The organism is Citrobacter sp. Cf118, from assembly GCF_030334095.1.
GTDB lineage: Bacteria > Pseudomonadota > Gammaproteobacteria > Enterobacterales > Enterobacteriaceae > Citrobacter > Citrobacter freundii.
Genome location: NZ_JAOWES010000069.1, coordinates 87,138 through 105,516, shown reverse-complemented (window position 1 = coordinate 105,516; position 18,379 = coordinate 87,138). Strand labels below are relative to the sequence as shown.

The window sequence follows — 18,379 nt, the reverse complement described above, 5'->3', positions numbered from 1 at the left end:
TTTTGCTCCCGCACGCACGGTGAGGGGGCGCGCTGTTCTTCGGAAAAAGATACCAAACCCGTGCATGAAGTGACGCTGAGCAGCTATTCCATCGGTCGTTTCAAGGTGACCCATGAGGATTACGCCTTTTACCTGAAAATGGCGGGATTACCGGAGTTACGTTACAAAGATCAATTCGATAATAAAACGCTGGCGGCCATGACCCATTTTAAAAACAGTCCGGCGGTGGTGTCATGGACAGAGGCCGAGAATTACTGCCGCTGGCTGAAAAAGGAGACGGGGCTGCCGTTTTCCCTGCCGACGGAAGCGCAGTGGGAGTATGCGGCGCGTGACCGGGGCCAGTATATTCTGGTGGCAACGGATGACGGCGACTGGCGTGAAGATGAGAAAACCGGTCGCGGTGAAAACTATGCTACCAGCGAGGACCGCGAGGCTACGGAAGAGGCCTCCGGGGTGGACAGTTCCTTCGTGCGTTATGCCGTCGATCGTTATCCGCCGACCCCCGGCGGGCTGTATGGCATGTCAGAGAACGGCTACGAGTGGGTGAGCGACTGGTATGACCCGGACTATTACGCGACATCCCCGCGCCAGGATCCGCAGGGTCCGGAGAAGGGCGTCATTCTGGATGAAGATAATGGGCAATACATGAAGGTCCGCCGCGGAGGGGACAATCCTTCACCCGGGTTTGATGTGGGCCTGACCTTTTTTCGCGGCTATGCCATCAAGGATAACTATTTTCCCGATGGCACCACCGTACGCTGTACGGTGAACGCTGCGGAGGCGGTGAAATAAACGTTTACTGTTATTTATTAATTGAGAAGAGAGAATTATGCCTCAAAATATGTCTACATCATCAACGGGGTCTTGTACCCTAATTTCCTTAAAAAAACGATTGTTGGATTTAAATGAATGTCAAGATATTCCATTTACAATACAGGAGGATAGTGATGACCTTATTGTTATTTATAATTATGTCGATGCTAACTGGTCAAATATCTATGATACCGGAGGTTTAAAAGAAAGTTTTCAGATTCGACTGGTGTTTGATGATGTTGGTAAACAGGTGGGTTATCAGGAGAAATCAACCAGTGCTGAATGGGAAGTTGGGCCAGAAAGAATTGGTTTTAAAAAGGAATTTCAGTTAGGGAGAAGAAAAGAATTCAAATTAGGAGGTGCCTGGGGATTAAAAGAAAATGGCAAGGTAGGAAAGATATACAGTTACGATTTTGAATCATCCAGTGTTACCGCTCCTCTTTTTAATGTCGTAAAAGAATCCGGCTGGCGTGTAAAATCAACTTTTTCTGCTGGAGCGAAGAGATCAGCAAAATGGAAGGTTTTTGTCTGTCTGGCATTTGTCGCTATTCTTACAATATCTATTGTTTCCTTCATATTTTTTATGACGACCGGCGTTAAGGAGGCAGCAAGAGCGGAAATAGATTTGTTACGTGACAATTCCTATATCTTAGCCTATGCACAAACTGCGAGTGAGATGCGCGAGAAAATCACAAGTGAAGATTTTAAGTTGGCAATGAAATCTTATAAATTTGAAAATATAGAGGATTATAGTTTTAATAATATCTCCGTTGAAGGTAACAGAGGTGTACTTTCAGGAAGTGTTAAATTTAACGATGGTAATGTATTCGATATTACTATTGTCATGATCCAGGAAGAGAGTATATGGAAGATGTTATCAGTTGATATCGGATAGTTTTGTTCAAAATAAAGAGGGTAAAATATGCTTGGTGTTATTCGTCTTTCAGATAAAACGACTCATGGCGGTATTGTCCTTGAAGGGAGTTCTGGCGTTATTTTTATGGGATTGCCGGTTTCTTGTATGCTGGATAAAGTTTTCTGCCCAATACATGGCGAAACAATTATAATTGAAGGAGATTTCGGTTCCAGAATTAATGGTAAGCCTATCGCTCTCCATGGCCACCGTTGTGGATGCGGTTGTACATTGATTTCCTCATTACCTATTGCTGGAAGGCTGTAATATATGCCAATCGATCTTAAAAAGATCCCTGAGAAAGCCGAATTACCAGTCCCCCCAGATAAATTTCGTTGGTTAACTACTATACTTCTCTGTGTTTTTTTGGGAGCAATATTAGTATTCTCATTTTGGCGTGAAAATGAACCTACACATACAATCTGGTTTTGGTTTTGCTCTTTTTTTATTCCTTTTTTAATTGGTTTTATGGGTTATATTTTTCAATTGCGACGTTATGAAAATGAACGCGATCGTGTCATTTGGTGGAATCATTTACACCAGCAGCAATACGATGAGCAGGTTGCTTTAGGAAAATTGGCTATGGGGGTGTTGGCAACAGCATATATTACTCCAGTCGCCAGAAATAAACTGGCAGCAGCGCTTTTACAAGGGGGGAGTGAACTTCAACCATTTTTTTACCCTCAATACCAGAGGATGTTAAGTACTGCACTAATCTCCCTACAACTTACCAATATGAGTGAGGACGGTTATCTGCTACGCATGGAACAATTACTGACGGATATTATCCGACAGTTACAACCTGAATTAGAGAAATTTTCTGGAAACCTCCATGTCCGTATTCAACACGATGGCACGCTCAAGAATGAAACGATTAATACCGTTTGGCGTCGGGTCTGTTCATCATCTTTTGATGACCAAAATCTGACTATCTGTACAGAAAGTGACGGAATAATGTGGATTGATAAGTGTCTGGATTATCAGGAGGCGATATTAATTCTTTCTATTGAGATTAATTTATTCCTTGAACCACGAGACCAGCAGGTTGAATCTGTATCTGCTATATTGTTGGCCTCACCTGCCTGGTTAGTTCAACATCATGTAACACCGCAGTCATGGATACATCGCCCGGTAGTTATGGACGAGCCTGTGGAATCAGTAACAACCGTGACGTTATGGGGAAATGTTACGACAGATCTGCCGTGGTTTTTTTGGCGTAGCCAGATACAAAGCGAAACACTGGCGCGGGCACTGCAGTCAATGGAACAATCTGGATATATGTTATCAAAAAAGGAGATTTCGTGTTGGATGATACATTTGGCAGGCTGAATTCTGTAGTAGGAAATGTCATTTTAATTTGTGCTAATGAACATGCGGCTAAATCAAATATGGCACAATGGCTATTAATTAATGATAAAACCACTCATATGCTTATTGTTCATCCGGTATAACCTTGATGAAGGAGGATGATGTGAAAAATAATAAGCGTGTAAGTACATGGTTTATTGTTATGCTGATAATAATTATAGGGGGATTTTTCATCTGGGTAGAAAACCCATTGATTCATATTCCGACTATGGAGAAAAAACAAAATGCGTCACTGGCAATTGCTGGCGTATGTATCACAATATTACTTTTTGATGATGCAATTGTTCGTTTATGGCAAATAATTATTTCAAAAAGTTACTTTCAGCGTTTTAATCTGTTATCTGGTTTTGGTATTTCAGGAAATAAATCAAAGAAAGATATTAAAAATAGTCGTGCTGAAATTTTAAATCATGTACTCACATATCTTCGTCAGAGTTACGGCCATTGCTGGCGCGCCAAAACCCGTATTCTGCTGGTGATGGGGGATGTCATTCAGGTTGAGCTACTGGTACCAAAACTCACCTCTCTGCGCTGGGTTGAAGGGGATGGCGTGGTGTTAATCTGGGGAGGTACGCTCACTGAACCGCCAGATGTTTCGTTGTTTGATGCGATACGCAAGCTGCATCGGCGCCCGCTGGATGGGATTGTATGGGTAACCCCCACTTTTCAGCACCAGGATTCATTGGTTCAATCGGCACCTGTTGTCTCTTTAACCGCAGAACAAATAGATAATGCTGCCCGCCATCTTCAGGCTGTTTTTACCACGCTTCGCTGGCGAGTGCCGTTATACCTTTGGTCGCTGCATGGCGCACAATCCGTTCTGAATGCCGCGATGGCCCAGTCTGCGACGTGTTTATTCCCTGCTGGATGTACAACGGCGTTATGTCGTTCGCAGCTGGCCGCGCTGGTCATGCAGTTGGCGGAACAGGGTTCGCAGCAGGTTACGCGCAATATCCACAGTAACTTCTTACTGAAAATGGCGAATGCGCTCACGCAAAACGCAGAAGCCATCAGCGACGCGTTAGCCACTTTTTTCAGCCTGCATCGGCCTCTGCCGCTGGCGGCGGTCATCTTGAGTCAGCATGTGGAAAGTACTTCACCGCGCGTGGCGCATGCCTGGGCGCGTGATGAGCGCTGGCGCGCGCTGCTTGATTCGCTCCCTGCGTTACCTGCTGAGCTAAAGGCACAGCGCACAGGCCGTTCAGGGATGCGAGTGCTGGCAGTCGGTACCGCTGGTTTGATGCTGCTATGGGGCGCGGGAATGGTGATATCTTTCCTGGCGAATCGCAATCTGATCGGCGAAAGTCTGGATCAGGCGAGACTGGCAGGTGGTGCGGATGAACCGCTCGCCGAGCGTCTTACGGCGCTGTCCGCGCTTCAGCAAACCCCAGGCATGCTTCGCTGGCGTCAGCTGAATGGGGCGCCGTGGTACTACCGCTTCGGCTTAAGCCAAAATGATGCTCTGTTGGATGCGCTATTGCCACGTTATACGCGTATCGCTATTCCGCTCCTGCGTGATGAAGCCGCGCAACATCTCACTCAGGAATTAACGGCGTTAACCCGACTGGCTCCAGACAGTCCGCAGTTTGTCGCTCGGGCAAAGATCGCCTACAACCAGCTGAAAATGTATCTGATGCTCTCCCGGCCTGAGCAGATGGATGCATCATTTTTTAGTCAGGCGCTGATGCAAGACTGGCCGGAGAGAGCGGGTATTTCGCGCGCATCATGGCAGGGCGTTGGGCCTGGGCTTTGGCAGTTCTGGGGCGAAAACCTTCAGGCGCATCCTGAATGGAAAATAACAGCGGATAAAAATCTTATTAACCAGGTGCGAACGCTGTTAATTCGTCAGATGGGGATCCGCAATGGCGAAGCCGCTCTGTATCAGAAAATCATTGAACAGGTAACGCCGCATTACACCGATCTTCGTCTGGAAGACATGACCGGCGATACCCGGGCAGATCACGTATTTTATACCCGGAATTCGGTTGCTGGGGTGTATACCCGCAAAGCCTGGGAAGAGGAGGTTTTGCCCGCCATAGAGAAAATCGTAAACAACCGCCGGGAAGAAATGGATCAGGTACTGGGAGATGATACGCATTCTGCAAGCGACCCTCTCTCTCCACAGGCCTTAAAGGCGCGTCTTAGCGAGCGTTACTTCACGGATTTTGCCGACAGCTGGCTGGATTTTCTCAACAGTATTCGCTGGCAGCGCACCCAAACGCTGAGTGATGCCATCGATCAGCTCACGTTGATTGCAGATATCCGTCAGTCTCCTCTGGTTGCGCTAATGAATACGCTCGCCGTTCAGGGACGCACAGGGTTAACCGGAGAAGCGCTGTCGGACTCACTGGTGAAGTCGGCAAAGGATCTGTTTAACACCAAAGAAAATCAGACGATTGACCAGCATGCGCGGGAAGAAGGCCCTATGGCGAGTACCTTCTCGCCAATCCTGGCATTGATGGATGAACAATCGGGCGGGCAGGATATCAGCCATCTGAGTTTGCAAACCTACCTGACCCGGGTAACGCAGGTCAGGCTGAAACTCCAGCAGATTACTAACGCTGCCGATCCGCAGGGAATGAGTCAGGCCCTGGCGCAAACGGTGTTTCAGGGCAAAACCGTCGATCTCACCACCACGCGTGACTATGGCAATCTGGTGGCGGCAAGCTTAGGCCAGGCATGGAGTGGATTTGGTCAAAGTATGTTTGTTCAGCCGCTGGAGCAGTCATGGCAGCAGGTGTTGCAACCAACCGCGGCGGGCCTGAATGCGCAATGGAAGGCGCTGATTGTGAATGACTGGAACAGCGCATTCGGCGGACGTTATCCGTTTCGCGATGTCGGTAGCGAGGCTTCTCTGCCGCTGCTGGCGCAATATCTGCGAAGCGATAATGGCCGGATCCCGCATTTTCTCGAAAGTCATTTAAGCGGCGTATTGCATAAACAGGGAAGTCACTGGGTTGCTGACACTGTGAATGCGCAGGGGCTGGAGTTTAATCCGGCGTTCCTCGAGGCGATGGACCAGCTCAGTCAGATTGCGGATGTCGCATTTATTCGTGGAGAAGCCGGGATGCGTTTTGAACTGCGTCCTGGAACTGCGCGGGACGTGATGCAAACCGATCTCGTACTGGATGGGCAAAAACTCACCTACGTTAATCAGATGCCAACCTGGAAAAACCTTGTCTGGCCAGCCGATACGCCAGCGTCAGGGGCCACCCTAAGCTGGGTAAGTACGAATACGGGAACCCGAATCTACTCAGATAACCCCGGCACCTGGGGCTGGATAAGACTGCTTGAGAAAGCGGAGATCAGCGATAACGCCGGCGTGAACAGTGGTTTTAACCTGCGCTGGACTGCGCAGGATGGATTGCCGCTGAACTACACCCTGCGAACGGAGGTCGGTGAAGGCCCGCTCGCATTACTTAAACTCCGCGATTTTGAGCTGCCAGAAACCATTTTTGTTGTCAGCCAGTCCCCCTCAGAGGAAGAAGAATGAGCGCTCTGCAACGTCTACTGGCCGCCAGCACGGCTTCGCCAGATGAACAACAGCAGCTGATGGAACAGGCGCAAACGCAAATAGCGCTGTGGCAAAACTGGTTATTGCCCGTTTCCGCAGCCAACCCGGGCGGGGAAGATCCCGGTTATGACGATGATTTTCAGCGCATGCGAGAGGAGGTGAATAAACTTTCTGGCGCACAAACGGATCTCATCGTTGAGCTTACGGAAAAACTGCTGATCCACACCTGTAAGGATGTCCGTGTTGTCACCTACTACACTTGGGCGCGTTTGCATCAGGATGGCGAGTCTGGCCTGGCCGATGGTCTGATTTTGCTGGCTGGCCTGATGCAGCAGTACGGCAATTCTCTCCATCCCCTAAGAGTCAACAGCCATAAGGCCGCCCTGGAATGGCTGGCCGGCGGGCGGATGCTGGATAGTCTGGCACGTTTCCCCGAAGTTTCACGACCTGACGCGCAGCGGATCGCCGGTGCGCTGATGCTGCTGGAGCAGCAGTTTGTTCAGCATGAAGAGAGCATTCGTCCAGGGCTTGGGGCGCTGTATAGCGCGCTGGAGAATCGTCTGGCACAGTCTGGCGGCGCTCAGGCGCTGGTTCCACAAAATGTCAGTCCGCAAACTGGTCGGTATAGCGCAGAAACTCCCGCCCTAAAAAGTATTGCCTCTGGCCGGGAGCTGCTCGAGCAGGCGCGTGTGTTGGCGAAATACCTGAGCGATCAGCCGGACGGCTGGCTGGCGGCGCATCATTTGATGAAAAGCGTGCGGCTCGATACGGTCAGCCAGCTTCCACCGCCAGATGGCGCTGGGCGTACACGTCTGATACCACCTAAAAGTGATTACCGCGCTCAGCTCAAGCGTCTGTATTTGCAGCAAAGCTGGACTGAACTGATTGAGCTAACTGACAGCTTATTTGTTGAGGGGGTAAATCATTTCTGGCTGGACGTGCAGTGGTATCTTCATCAGGCGTTAACCAGGGCGGGATCGCCATGGGATAAACATGCCGCCATTATCATCAGCGATCTGAAAATGTTGCTGCATCGGATGCCGGGTCTGGAAACGCTGGCATTTAATGACGGAACGCCCTTTGCCGATGACGTCACGCGTGAATGGATTGCCCGTGACGTGCTGCAGGAAAGCGACTGGCAGACGGATAAAATCGCGGCGGCTACCGTCGGGAAGGATGACGATATCCTGCTGCTTGAAAGCGAGGCCCTGACGCTGGCGGACAGCGAAGGCGTTGAAGCAGCGCTCGCCTGGCTTCAGGCTCGCCCGGGCATTATTTCATGTCGACAGCGTTGGTTACGCCAGCTGTTGATGGCCCGTCTGACGGAACAGTGTGGGCGCAACGATCTCGCGCTGCATTTGCTTGGTGAATTGAATACCACAGCGCACTCTCTCACTCTCAAACAATGGGAGCCTGAACTGCTGTTTGAAGTTAAAGCGCGGCGGCTGAAACTTCTACGTTTGAAAGCCAATCGCAGTGAAAGCGACAAAGCGCGTCTGGCGTCAGAGATGGAGTCACTGTTGTCTGGGCTGGTCGCCATTGATCCCGCCAGAGCCGCCGTTTTATGCGGCTAAAGCAAAAACAAAATAAGCGAACTGTAAAATGGAAGATTTAACTCTGCGTTATTATGACGCGGAAATGCGTTATTTAAGGGAAGCGGCAAAAGAGTTTGCGCAGGCGCATCCGGATCGTGCCGCTATGTTGGATCTGGACAAAGCCGGTATCCCCGATCCCTATGTGGAGCGGCTGTTCGAAGGTTTTGCATTTTCTATGGGGCGGTTGCGCGCCAAAATAGACGATCATCTTCCTGAATTTACCGAAGGGTTGATGAGTCTGCTGTGGCCACATTATTTACGTACCATTCCCTCCTTAAGCATTGTCGAGCTTTTACCTGATACTGACGTGCTGAAAATGAGCGAGCGGATTAATGCGGGGTTTGGCGTATTGTCCCAGCCCGTTGGCCCTAAAAAAACGGTATGTCAGTATCGTACTACCCAGCCCGTCACGCTCAGCCCACTGTCTGTTACGGCGGTGAATATCGATGCTGAACCTGACGGACGCTCAGTCATCCGTATGCGAATAAAGTGCAATCCACAGATGGACTGGTCGCAAACCGAACTGACGCGTCTCAGCCTTTACCTGAGCGGTGACGCGCCGGTGACCCACGCACTGCACCTTGCATTGACAAAGCGTCTGGCCTCTCTTTATTTGAGACTCCCCAACAGCGTAGAACGTATTCGACTGGAGGGTTACTTTTCCCCGGGCGGATTTGCCGATGAAGACAGTTTGTGGCCAAAAGGCGATACGGCGTTTGGCGGCTGGCAATTATTGCTTGAGTATTTTACGTTCCGCGAAAAATTTATGTTTGTCCATCTTAACGGTCTGGAAAAAATAACCTTTCCTGCGGGCATCGACTGCTTTGAAATCGAAGCGGTACTGACTCAACAGTGGAATTCTGAGCTTCCCGTGGGTAGCGAAAATATACGTCTGCACTGCGTTCCAGTTATTAATCTCTTCACTCTGGAAGCCGATCCGCTGGTGGTTAATGGACTGGAAAGCGAATATTTGCTGCGTCCGCGCAGATTGCAGGATGGTCACATGGAAATTTATTCGGTGGATGCGGTTTCTGGTTCGCAGCGCGCGCGTAATGCCGTTTATGCCCCATTCACCAGCTTTCGCCACAAGGGAGGCATGATGCGCCGTAATGCCCCCGAACGTTACTACCATACACGCGTCAGGCGCGGCGTCTCAGGATTGTATGACACCTGGCTGATCCTCGGCGGTGACGCCTGGGAGCGGGATCGTCTTGCTGAGTATGAAACCGTCTCATTGAAAGTGACCGGAACAAACGGTCAGCTACCCAGGCGAGCTTTGCAGAGTTCATTGCTTAATCGTTGCGAGCAGATCCTCCAGACGCCGCTTGCCGTGCGTAATCTGTGTAAACCGACGCTACCGGCTTATCCTCCCGCCGAGGATCGTTTTCACTGGCGCGTCTTAAGCCACCTCGGGTCCAGCTTTCTGAATATGATGGCCAGCGCAGAAGTGCTCAAAGGAACATTATCTCTCTATAACTGGCAGGATGATGAGCTGAATTATCGTCGTCTGGATGCGATCATGGATGTTCAGCAGCATGAAATACAACGCTTTGAAAAAGGATTTTTACTTCGTGGAGTAGATATCGAAATAACGCTTGATGAGAACGGATTTACCGGTGAGGGCGACATTCATCTGTTTGGTGAAATGCTTAACCGCTTTTTTGCATTGTATGCGGATATTCATTTGTTTAATCAGCTTACGTTAATTATCCAGCCGGCAGGGAAAAGCTTGCGATGGAAAGAGAATCACAATCAGCGACTGCCTGGTTGCTAAATAGCCTTGGCGATAACCTGCCTCGTACCAATTTTTATCGTTTTTGCCAACTGCTGGAACAGTGGAATCCGCAAGCTCCAGCTCCAGGAAGCCAACAAAGTCCGCGCTTTGATGCTATTCGTTTTCGTCCTCATCCGGGGATGGGGTTCCCGGCGGGGGAGCTAAAAAGTACAGAATATGATCCGCAAAAACCCACACTGCCACCAACGGTCAGTGTCACATTTATGGGGTTGTATGGCGTGGAATCGCCGCTGCCGACAACCTATCAGGATGATATTGCCCAGCGTCAGGAAGGCTCGGACGTCGCCGCTGAGTTTCTGGATATTTTTAACCATCGCTTAATTACGCAGTTTTATCGAATCTGGCGTAAATACAGCTATCCAGCGACTTTTCGCCCTGGCGGTACAGATGAGACCTCACAATATTTACTGGGGCTGACCGGGTTGGGGATTCCTGGATGCGCCACACAAACGCAAGCCCCGTTATCGCGTTTTTTGGCGCTGTTAGGAGTAATGAGAATGCCAACGCGTACGGCAGAAGGAATATCCGCGCTGGTATCTTTATTATCGCCAACAACAAATATCACCGTGACGCCACATGATAAACGCTTCGTCCTGCTGGATAAGGCGTTAAAAATGAGTGCGCGGCACCCCGTTAGCCTTCATTCTCGTCCGGTGATGGGACATAGCGCCGTAGATATTAACAGTCAGGTGCTCATTACGCTAACCACGGAGGTTCCTGATGGGGTTTGCGACTGGTTACCCGGCGGTCAGCTTTACCATGATTTTCTCGCGCTCCTGCACGTTTATTTAGGTGCCAGAGTGAATGCGAGGCTGCAATTACGTATTCCTCGCTCGGCGCTTCCGGATGCTCAACTTACCAGTAATAAAAGCGAACATGCAGTACAGCTCGGTCGCACGGCTGTTATGCGTCTGAATAACCCGAAAGCTCTGAACCAACTTATCACCATTAAACTTGGGCTTTGGCAGAGCCTTAGCCAACACGATCAACGGAGGGAAGCCGATGAGGCTGGCGATTATCGCTATTAATTTTGTCGTAATAACCGGCATGACCAGCCTGATCACAGGGTGTGGTCTGACACAAAAAGTATCTGAAGGCACGGTGTCATTAACGAAGTCAATTTTTTATAAGGAAATTAAAACGCTGCATTTGGATCTTTGCGCCAGAGAAGCCGCTAATAAAAATGCGCAGGGCATCGCGCTTTCAACGGTCGTACGTATTTACCAACTCAACGATCGTAAAGCATTTGACTCAGCGAATTATCAGTCTTTATTTGCGCAAGACAGCACGGTGGTAAAAGCGGATTTACTGGCTCAGAAAGATGTTTGGGTTCGTCCTGGTGAAAGCGTAACTATCGATATTCCACTCGAAAAGGAAACGCAGTATGTTGCCGTGGCGGGAATGTTTATTTCTCCCGAACAGTCTGAAGATTCATGGCGCGTGGTAATACGTCGAGAAGATCTCGATTCTGATAAAGCGCGAGTGATTGAATTAAATTCTCAGGCTCTGGTTCTCCTGAAGCCGGAGGACGAGTAATGATTAAACGACCTTCTCTTTATGACATCTTGTTGGGTAATTTCTCCGGTGGTTTGCCTTTGCATGCAGTTGGTGAAAACACGCAGGTCATCTTATCCGTTTTGGATAATATGCAGCGCATTTTGAATACGCGCGCCGGTAGCCTTAAACATTTACCCGACTACGGTCTGCCGGATATGACCAAAATCCTCCAGGGTATGCCGGGAACGGCACATCGACTTATCAGTACGCTTTCTCAGGTTTTGTTGAAGTATGAACCGCGACTGAAAAGTATTCAGGTCACAATGCAGGAGCAGGAAACGCCAGGGCATTTACGCTACTCCATCGATGCCGAACTTCAGGACCTTGGCGTTGTTCGTTATGGCACTGATTTTACCCCCGAGGGACGGGTGCTCATCCGCCACCTGAAAAAACAGGGTTGGCTTGAGACAGGAGCGTACTGATATGGAGACGAATCGCATCAGCACCGGTGGCGACCCGCGTGCTTTCACGGAGTTCGGGCAACTACGCGATGAAATCAGCAAGCTGACTCATCCCGCGCGCCCGGACGTTGACTGGCAAAAGGTTGAACAGTTAAGCCTGACTTTGTTTCGCCATAACGGTGTCGAATTGCAAACCCTGGCCTGGTATACCGTCAGTAGAATGCGTAATGCCGGGCTGCTGGGACTTGCCGAAGGTGCCGAGCTTCTGGAGGCGTTACTGACGCATCACTGGAGTGCCATATGGCCGCAGCAAACCCATGCTCGCGTTGAAATTCTGACATGGCTGTCAGCCCGTTTACAGCAAGAATTGCGTACGCTAACGCTGTCATATGCTGATTTATCCGTGGTGTATCGGATTGAGCAGCGTTTAAAACATGCCTGCGAAGTGCTGCAACGGCTTGAACTGAAAGCGCTGAGTAAACTGGAGGTTGTCGTTACCTGGATGCATAATGCCGCTTTACGCCTTGAGAAGTCAGAGGCGGATTCGGGCTCAGCCGTTGTGATGATACCGGCTTCTGGCTCAACCAATAACGCTGAGATCGCTTTGCCCCAGCTGATCTTTGTGGTGAATGAACCCGCGTCGTCCGGGCAATCAAGCACAGCGGTATTTGCTACTCAAACCGATCACGGAACCCGACGGATGTGGTTGGGGTTTGTCATCGGAGTCATGGTGACTGCGGTAGTGAGTACAGGCGCTTTTCTTGGTATTAAGCATATGCGAGCTGATGAATATGAACTGATCAGGCCATTGCCGCAGGTGTTGACGCCTGAACAATTGTCCACGTTGAAGCAATCCTCAGATTTGGGGGAGCGGAAACAGGAATTTTTCGTCGCTGCGCAAGGGCAATTGGATGTTATATCCCGCCTGTCACCTCTGTGGTCGAGGGAGTATGCCGCATCATTAGCGCAGCAGCTAGCCACCCTGTGGCCGGAAGAATCGCTGACTACGGAATTCACAAGCGGATTACAAAAACAGTTAACCACGGAAGCGTTGCCGGAAAGCGCACTGCAAAACTGGCATCATGCCCAGCAGGGGCTGGAGGCATTAACTGCCCAGCTAAATTCGCTTGATGAACGCAAAGGTAAATATCTGACGGGTTCGGAGCTGAAATCAGCCATTTTCACTATCCGTCGTCAGCTTGACCAAACGCCGCCGACAGAAGAGTTATTACGTCAAATAGATGAAGAATTCAAAATGCAGGGGAGGGTATCACCCGCTTTGTATCAGCAACTCGATATGCGGATTAATCAGCTTCTTAATCGTTATGCGCTGTTGAAACAAAGTTCGGTGAAGAGAGAATAGTGACTATTCGCCAAAAGCAAAAAACCAGCCCTAAGGCTGGTTTCTCTAAATAGTGGTGCCCGGACTCGGGCTAACGCTGTAAGCGTTGAACAGCGCGCTCGTCGCGCTGGCCCCGAAGGGGTGAGCCGCTGGCGGCGAATAATCGAACGAAGTTCGATGGAGAGTCCGCTTCACCAAAAGCAAAAAACCCGCCATAGGCGGGTTCTTCTAAATAGTGGTGCCCGGACTCGGAATCGAACCAAGGACACGGGGATTTTCAATCCCCTGCTCTACCGACTGAGCTATCCGGGCAACGAGGCGCATTAAACCCGATTCACTTCGTTTCGTCAACGAAATTTCTTCAAATCAATGCAGACTGCACAATCTATCACCACATTGTTGCTATTGCACGCATTCTCAGGCAAAAAAAGCCGTCCACGCTGCGGAAAGCGGCATTGCCAGTAGAAGGGCAGGAAGCATATTCACCACCGCAAACATTTTGATGCCGCAAATCCGCAAACCGGTTGCAAGTAGCAACAGTCCGCCTACAGCGCTGAAATCGGCCATCATGGCTGGGGTTGTCAGCGGTAAAATCAGAGCCGCACAGGTGGCAAGCGTCAACTGAATTGCCAGCATCGGTATGAAAATGGCAGACACGGCGATCCCTAGCGAGCAGGCGAAGATAATAGCGGTGAAGAAATCGAGAAATGACTTGGCGATTAAAATATTAGGATCGCCGGTCATCCCTTCATGGATTGCCCCGAATATCCCGGTCCCGCTGGCGCAAAACAACACGATGATCGCCACATAGCTTTGGATAAAGGATTCGTGTGTTGCATTGACATCCGATTTGGTGAAAAGCTGTTGCGCTTTGGCAACCGCGGCATTGATTCCTTTTTCCAGATGGCAGAATTCGCCAATTAATGCACCGATCAGTGTCGCCAGAACCATCACCGGCAAGTTAACGCATTTGATAACCAACAAGATACCAATTCCCAACGAGCACAACCCGAATATTGAGGTCATTGAGATCCGAATACGTTCGGGTAAGTGCTGACTGAGCAGCGCGCCGAGAACACCGCCTAATAAAATGGCGCTGGCATTAATAAAGGGTCCGATTACCACGTTTGCTCCTGCATACCCATTATCGTCTTGATGTTAAAGGCAACTGTTTGGGTGAAATTATGTTTCAGATTGCATTATTATGCCGCTATTGTCAGACGAAATGCTTGTTTATCTGTGAGGTTTAAGCACAGGATTTTATCTTGCGCCAGTAGGTGAAAGGTGCCATGATTGCGCGAATTTTCTCCTGTCTGAATGGGGCTGCCTGGGATGATATTACTCCCCCTACATCGCCTTCAACATCGCCTTTTTGCGCGACGTTCGCCCCTTCCTGCGACTTATCTTCATGCTCTCACCATGCGGTGAGGGCAGCGTACGCTCACTGCAGGATAACAGTAAGATCAGAGGCTATCTGCTTTTACTGATGTCTGGCGGTCGGGGCTGGTAACCAGTTTGACCCGTCATTTCGTGGGCAAAGCAATGCGGCTTTGCCCGGGACTTTTGATTTTCCCGAAACGGGTTATTGCGCTTATGAAATCAATGAAAATTGCCGCCAGTGGTGAACTGGCTTCTCGTCTTTCCAGCCATCGTCAGGTGGTTGCGCTGGACAGTACCGATTTTACTGACGTTGCGGCAGTCGTCATTACCGTTGCGGACAGCCGCAGTGGGATCCTGGCTTTGCTGAAACGCACTGGTTTTCATATACCGGTGTTTTTGTTCGCAGAGTCTGATGTCGATGTACCTGCGGGCGTTAACGCGGTGATTCGCGGTCAGGCTCAGGACTGGCTGGAGCTGGAGTCTGCTGCCTGTCAGTATGAGGAAGAGTTGCTGCCGCCGTTCTATGACACGCTTACCCAGTATGTCGAAATGGGGAACAGCACGTTTGCCTGCCCGGGGCACCAGCACGGTGAGTTTTTTAAGAAGCATCCGGCGGGCAGACATTTCTATGAGTTCTTTGGCGAGAACCTGTTCCGCGCGGATATGTGCAACGCTGACGTTAAGCTGGGCGATCTGTTGATTCATGAGGGATCAGCGAAACATGCGCAGAAATTTGCCGCGAAAGTTTTCCACGCGGATAAAACCTACTTTGTGCTGAACGGGACTTCTGCGGCGAATAAAGTGGTGACCAATGCGCTGCTGACGCGCGGCGATCTGGTGCTGTTTGACCGCAACAACCATAAGTCGAACCACCACGGTGCGCTGATCCAGGCGGGCGCGACGCCGGTTTATCTGGAAGCGGCGCGTAATCCGTTTGGCTTTATTGGCGGCATTGACGAGCACTGCTTTGATGAGGCGTATCTGCGCCAGCAACTGCGTGACGTTGCGCCGCACAAGGCTGACCAACCGCGCCCGTTCCGTCTTGCAATCATTCAGCTTGGTACTTATGACGGGACGATCTACAACGCCCGGCAGGTGATCGACAAGATCGGTCACCTGTGCGATTACATCCTGTTTGATTCTGCCTGGGTTGGCTACGAGCAATTTATTCCGATGATGGCCGATGGGTCACCGCTGCTACTGGAGCTCAATGCTGACGATCCGGGGATCTTTGTCACCCAGTCGGTACACAAACAGCAGGCCGGATTCTCGCAAACCTCGCAGATCCACAAAAAGGATAACCATATTCGCGGTCAGGCGCGGTTCTGTCCGCATAAGCGTCTGAACAATGCATTTATGCTGCATGCTTCCACTAGTCCGTTTTACCCGCTGTTTGCGGCGCTGGATGTTAACGCCAAAATCCATGAAGGCGAGAGCGGGCGTCGGCTATGGGCGGAGTGTGTAGCGCTGGGCATTGACGCCCGTAAAGCGATTCTTACCCACTGTAAGATGATTCAGCCGTTTATTCCTCCGGTAGTTGATGGTAAGCCGTGGGAAAGCTTTCCGACGCCGGTGATTGCCAGCGAACGCCGCTTCTTTAGCTTTGAACCGGGTGCTAAATGGCATGGTTTTTCCGGCTACGCGCGCGACCAGTACTTCGTTGATCCCTGCAAGCTGTTGTTAACTACTCCGGGCATTGATGCGCAAACCGGGCAATATACTGAGTTTGGTATTCCGGCGACGATTCTGGCGCATTACCTGCGTGAAAACGGCATTGTTCCGGAGAAATGCGACCTTAACTCGATTCTGTTCCTGCTGACCCCGGCAGAAAGCACCGAGAAACTGGCGCAACTGGTGGCGATGCTGGCGCAGTTTGAGCAGCATATTGAGGACGATACGCCGCTGGCAGATGTGCTGCCCACCATCTTCAACAAGTATCCGGTACGCTATCGGGATTACACGCTGCGTGAACTGTGTCAGGAGATGCACGATTTATACGTCAGCTTTGATGTGAAGGATCTGCAAAAAGCGATGTTCCGACAGGAGAGTTTGCCTGCCGTGGCGATGAACCCGCAGGATGCCAACAGCGCCTTTATCCGTGGTGATGTCGAACTGGTGCGTATTTGTGATGCCGCAGGTCGCGTTGCGGCAGAAGGTGCGCTGCCTTATCCTCCAGGCGTTCTGTGCGTGGTTCCGGGCGAAATCTGGGGCGGGGCGGTGCAACGTTATTTCCTGGCGCTGGAAGAGGGTGTTAACCTGCTGCCGGGCTTCTCGCCGGAGCTGCAAGGTGTTTACAGTGAAACGGATGCAGACGGTATTAAGCGTCTGTATGGATATGTTGTGAAGTAAGCGCAAAAAAAACGGGTTACCTTTTGGCAACCCGCTTTTCTCTGCGTAAACGTTAGTGCGCGATAGTTTGGGTGCCTGCCGGAACGCGTACGTGTTTATATTTAAACAGCGCCACGAAGGCAAAAGCCAGAACCAGCGAGTAACCTGCGAAGATCAGCCACACGGTCTGCCAGTCGGTAATACCGTTCAGCGTATAGTGTTCAACTACTTTACCGCTCACCAGTCCGCCCAGAATACAACCGAAGCCGTTGGTCATCATCAGGAACATACCCTGTGCGCTGGCGCGGATTTCAGGGCGAACTTCTTTCTCCACGAATACCGAGCCAGAGATGTTGAAGAAGTCGAAGGCGCAGCCGTAAACAATCATCGACAGAACCAGCAGCACGGTACCGAACGGTGTCGGATCGCCGTAGGCAAACAGGCCGAAACGCAGCATCCACGCCACAATACTGATAAGCATTACATTCTTAATACCGTAACGGCTCAAGAAGAACGGGATGGTCAGGATAAACAGCGTCTCGGAAATCTGCGAGATCGACATCATCACCGAGGCGTGTTCAACGATGAAACTACCGGAGAACAGCGGGTTGTTATCGAAGCTGTGCAGGAAGGTATTACCGAACATATTGGTAATCTGCAGCTCCGCGCCCAGCATCATGGAGAAGATGAAGAAAATCGCCATGCGCTTGTTTTTAAACAGCGCGAAAGCATCCAGGCCCAGCATGGACGACCAGCTCTGGTTTTTCTGCTGGTTAGCCACCGGAATATGCGGCAGCGTCAGCGTGAACAGCGCCAAAACAACGGACAGCGTTGCACCGATATACAGCTGCATATGACTCAGCTCGAAGCCGGAGAAGCTCACGCCCCACATCGCCATGATAAAGCCGATAGTGCCCCAGATACGGATTGGCGGGAAGTCCGTTACGATATCCATCCCGGCTGACTGCAGGCGATAGTAAGAAATGGTGTTGATTAACCCCAGCGTTGGCATATAGGCCAAAGAGTTAAGCAAGATCACAAAGAACATAGCGCCTGGGGTGGTGACTTCGGCTGCGGCGAACAGCGTTGCTGCACCGACCAGGTGACAAATGGCGTACACCCATTTCGCACTGATCCATTTGTCGGCCACGATCCCTAACAGCGTAGGCATAAACACGGCGGCGATCCCCAGCGAGCTATACACTGCGCCAATGGATGCACCATCGAATTTTAGGGTGACAAACATATAGGAGCCGAGGGTAGTGAGCCAACTACCCCATAAGCAGAACTGCAGAAACGAGAGCACTTTCAGCTGCAGCTTAAGATTCATGTTAATTTCCTCACACCGTAATGCGGATGAATGTTTTAAAAGG

The 18,379-nt window shown here is 50.5% G+C and carries 15 protein-coding genes and 1 tRNA gene; 13 read left to right on the top strand and 3 right to left on the bottom strand.

Going from position 1 to position 18,379, the window contains the following annotated elements:
* The 12 genes from OGX67_RS07975 to OGX67_RS07920 all read left to right on the top strand — a co-directional run.
* A partial coding sequence (locus tag OGX67_RS07975) for a formylglycine-generating enzyme family protein (RefSeq protein WP_286526301.1) occupies nt 1–792 on the top strand: 792 nt, incomplete at its 5' end.
* A gap of 37 nt (nt 793–829) precedes the next feature.
* Nucleotides 830–1,708: a hypothetical protein gene (locus OGX67_RS07970; protein ID WP_252429187.1), complete on the top strand. Its 879-nt coding sequence runs from the start codon at nt 830–832 to the stop codon at nt 1,706–1,708.
* A 27-nt stretch (nt 1,709–1,735) separates the two neighbouring features.
* Entirely contained in the window at nt 1,736–1,993 is a 258-nt protein-coding gene (locus OGX67_RS07965) for a PAAR domain-containing protein (RefSeq protein ID WP_071887387.1), read from the top strand.
* Nucleotides 1,994–1,996: 3 nt separating this feature from the next.
* Nucleotides 1,997–3,055 (top strand): KPHS_23130 family T6SS system protein, encoded by a 1,059-nt coding sequence (locus OGX67_RS07960; protein ID WP_286526294.1) that lies wholly within the window; start codon nt 1,997–1,999, stop codon nt 3,053–3,055.
* Nucleotides 3,028–3,177: a hypothetical protein gene (locus OGX67_RS07955; protein ID WP_286526292.1), complete on the top strand. Its 150-nt coding sequence runs from the start codon at nt 3,028–3,030 to the stop codon at nt 3,175–3,177. Before OGX67_RS07960 ends, OGX67_RS07955 begins: the two co-directional genes overlap by 28 nt.
* 59 nt (nt 3,178–3,236) lie before the next feature.
* Nucleotides 3,237–6,587, top strand: coding sequence for an ImcF-related family protein (locus tag OGX67_RS07950; RefSeq protein ID WP_286526290.1), 3,351 nt, complete (start codon nt 3,237–3,239; stop codon nt 6,585–6,587).
* Nucleotides 6,584–8,182: a type VI secretion system protein TssA gene (gene tssA, locus OGX67_RS07945; protein ID WP_268046685.1), complete on the top strand. Its 1,599-nt coding sequence runs from the start codon at nt 6,584–6,586 to the stop codon at nt 8,180–8,182. The genes OGX67_RS07950 and tssA overlap by 4 nt, the downstream gene beginning before the upstream one ends.
* A gap of 28 nt (nt 8,183–8,210) precedes the next feature.
* Nucleotides 8,211–9,977: a type VI secretion system baseplate subunit TssF gene (tssF, locus tag OGX67_RS07940; protein ID WP_048218577.1), complete on the top strand. Its 1,767-nt coding sequence runs from the start codon at nt 8,211–8,213 to the stop codon at nt 9,975–9,977.
* Complete coding sequence (gene tssG, locus OGX67_RS07935) at nt 9,938–11,026, top strand: type VI secretion system baseplate subunit TssG (RefSeq protein ID WP_257651807.1); 1,089 nt, start codon at nt 9,938–9,940, stop codon at nt 11,024–11,026. Before tssF ends, tssG begins: the two co-directional genes overlap by 40 nt.
* On the top strand, nt 11,001–11,534 hold the full coding sequence (gene tssJ / locus OGX67_RS07930; RefSeq protein WP_003027146.1) for a type VI secretion system lipoprotein TssJ: 534 nt from the start codon (nt 11,001–11,003) through the stop codon (nt 11,532–11,534). The genes tssG and tssJ overlap by 26 nt, the downstream gene beginning before the upstream one ends.
* Nucleotides 11,534–11,977: a type VI secretion system baseplate subunit TssE gene (tssE, locus tag OGX67_RS07925; RefSeq protein ID WP_257651808.1), complete on the top strand. Its 444-nt coding sequence runs from the start codon at nt 11,534–11,536 to the stop codon at nt 11,975–11,977. Before tssJ ends, tssE begins: the two co-directional genes overlap by 1 nt.
* A gap of 1 nt (nt 11,978) precedes the next feature.
* Complete coding sequence (locus OGX67_RS07920; RefSeq protein WP_257651809.1) at nt 11,979–13,319, top strand: VasL domain-containing protein; 1,341 nt, start codon at nt 11,979–11,981, stop codon at nt 13,317–13,319.
* Between the two features lie 215 nt (nt 13,320–13,534).
* On the opposite strand, the gene OGX67_RS07915 is transcribed toward OGX67_RS07920, so the two are convergent.
* Nucleotides 13,535–13,610, bottom strand: a tRNA-Phe gene (locus OGX67_RS07915).
* A gap of 105 nt (nt 13,611–13,715) precedes the next feature.
* Nucleotides 13,716–14,423: a DUF554 domain-containing protein gene (locus tag OGX67_RS07910; protein WP_003846348.1), complete on the bottom strand. Its 708-nt coding sequence runs from the start codon at nt 14,421–14,423 to the stop codon at nt 13,716–13,718.
* 468 nt (nt 14,424–14,891) lie between these two features.
* Here OGX67_RS07910 and OGX67_RS07905 point away from each other — a divergent pair, with 468 nt between their 5' ends.
* Nucleotides 14,892–17,027, top strand: coding sequence for an ornithine decarboxylase (locus tag OGX67_RS07905; RefSeq protein ID WP_257651810.1), 2,136 nt, complete (start codon nt 14,892–14,894; stop codon nt 17,025–17,027).
* A 52-nt stretch (nt 17,028–17,079) separates the two neighbouring features.
* Here the strand turns inward: OGX67_RS07905 and OGX67_RS07900 are convergent, their stop codons facing one another.
* Entirely contained in the window at nt 17,080–18,336 is a 1,257-nt protein-coding gene (locus OGX67_RS07900; protein ID WP_003027130.1) for a nucleoside permease, read from the bottom strand.
* Nucleotides 18,337–18,379 lie beyond the last annotated feature (43 nt).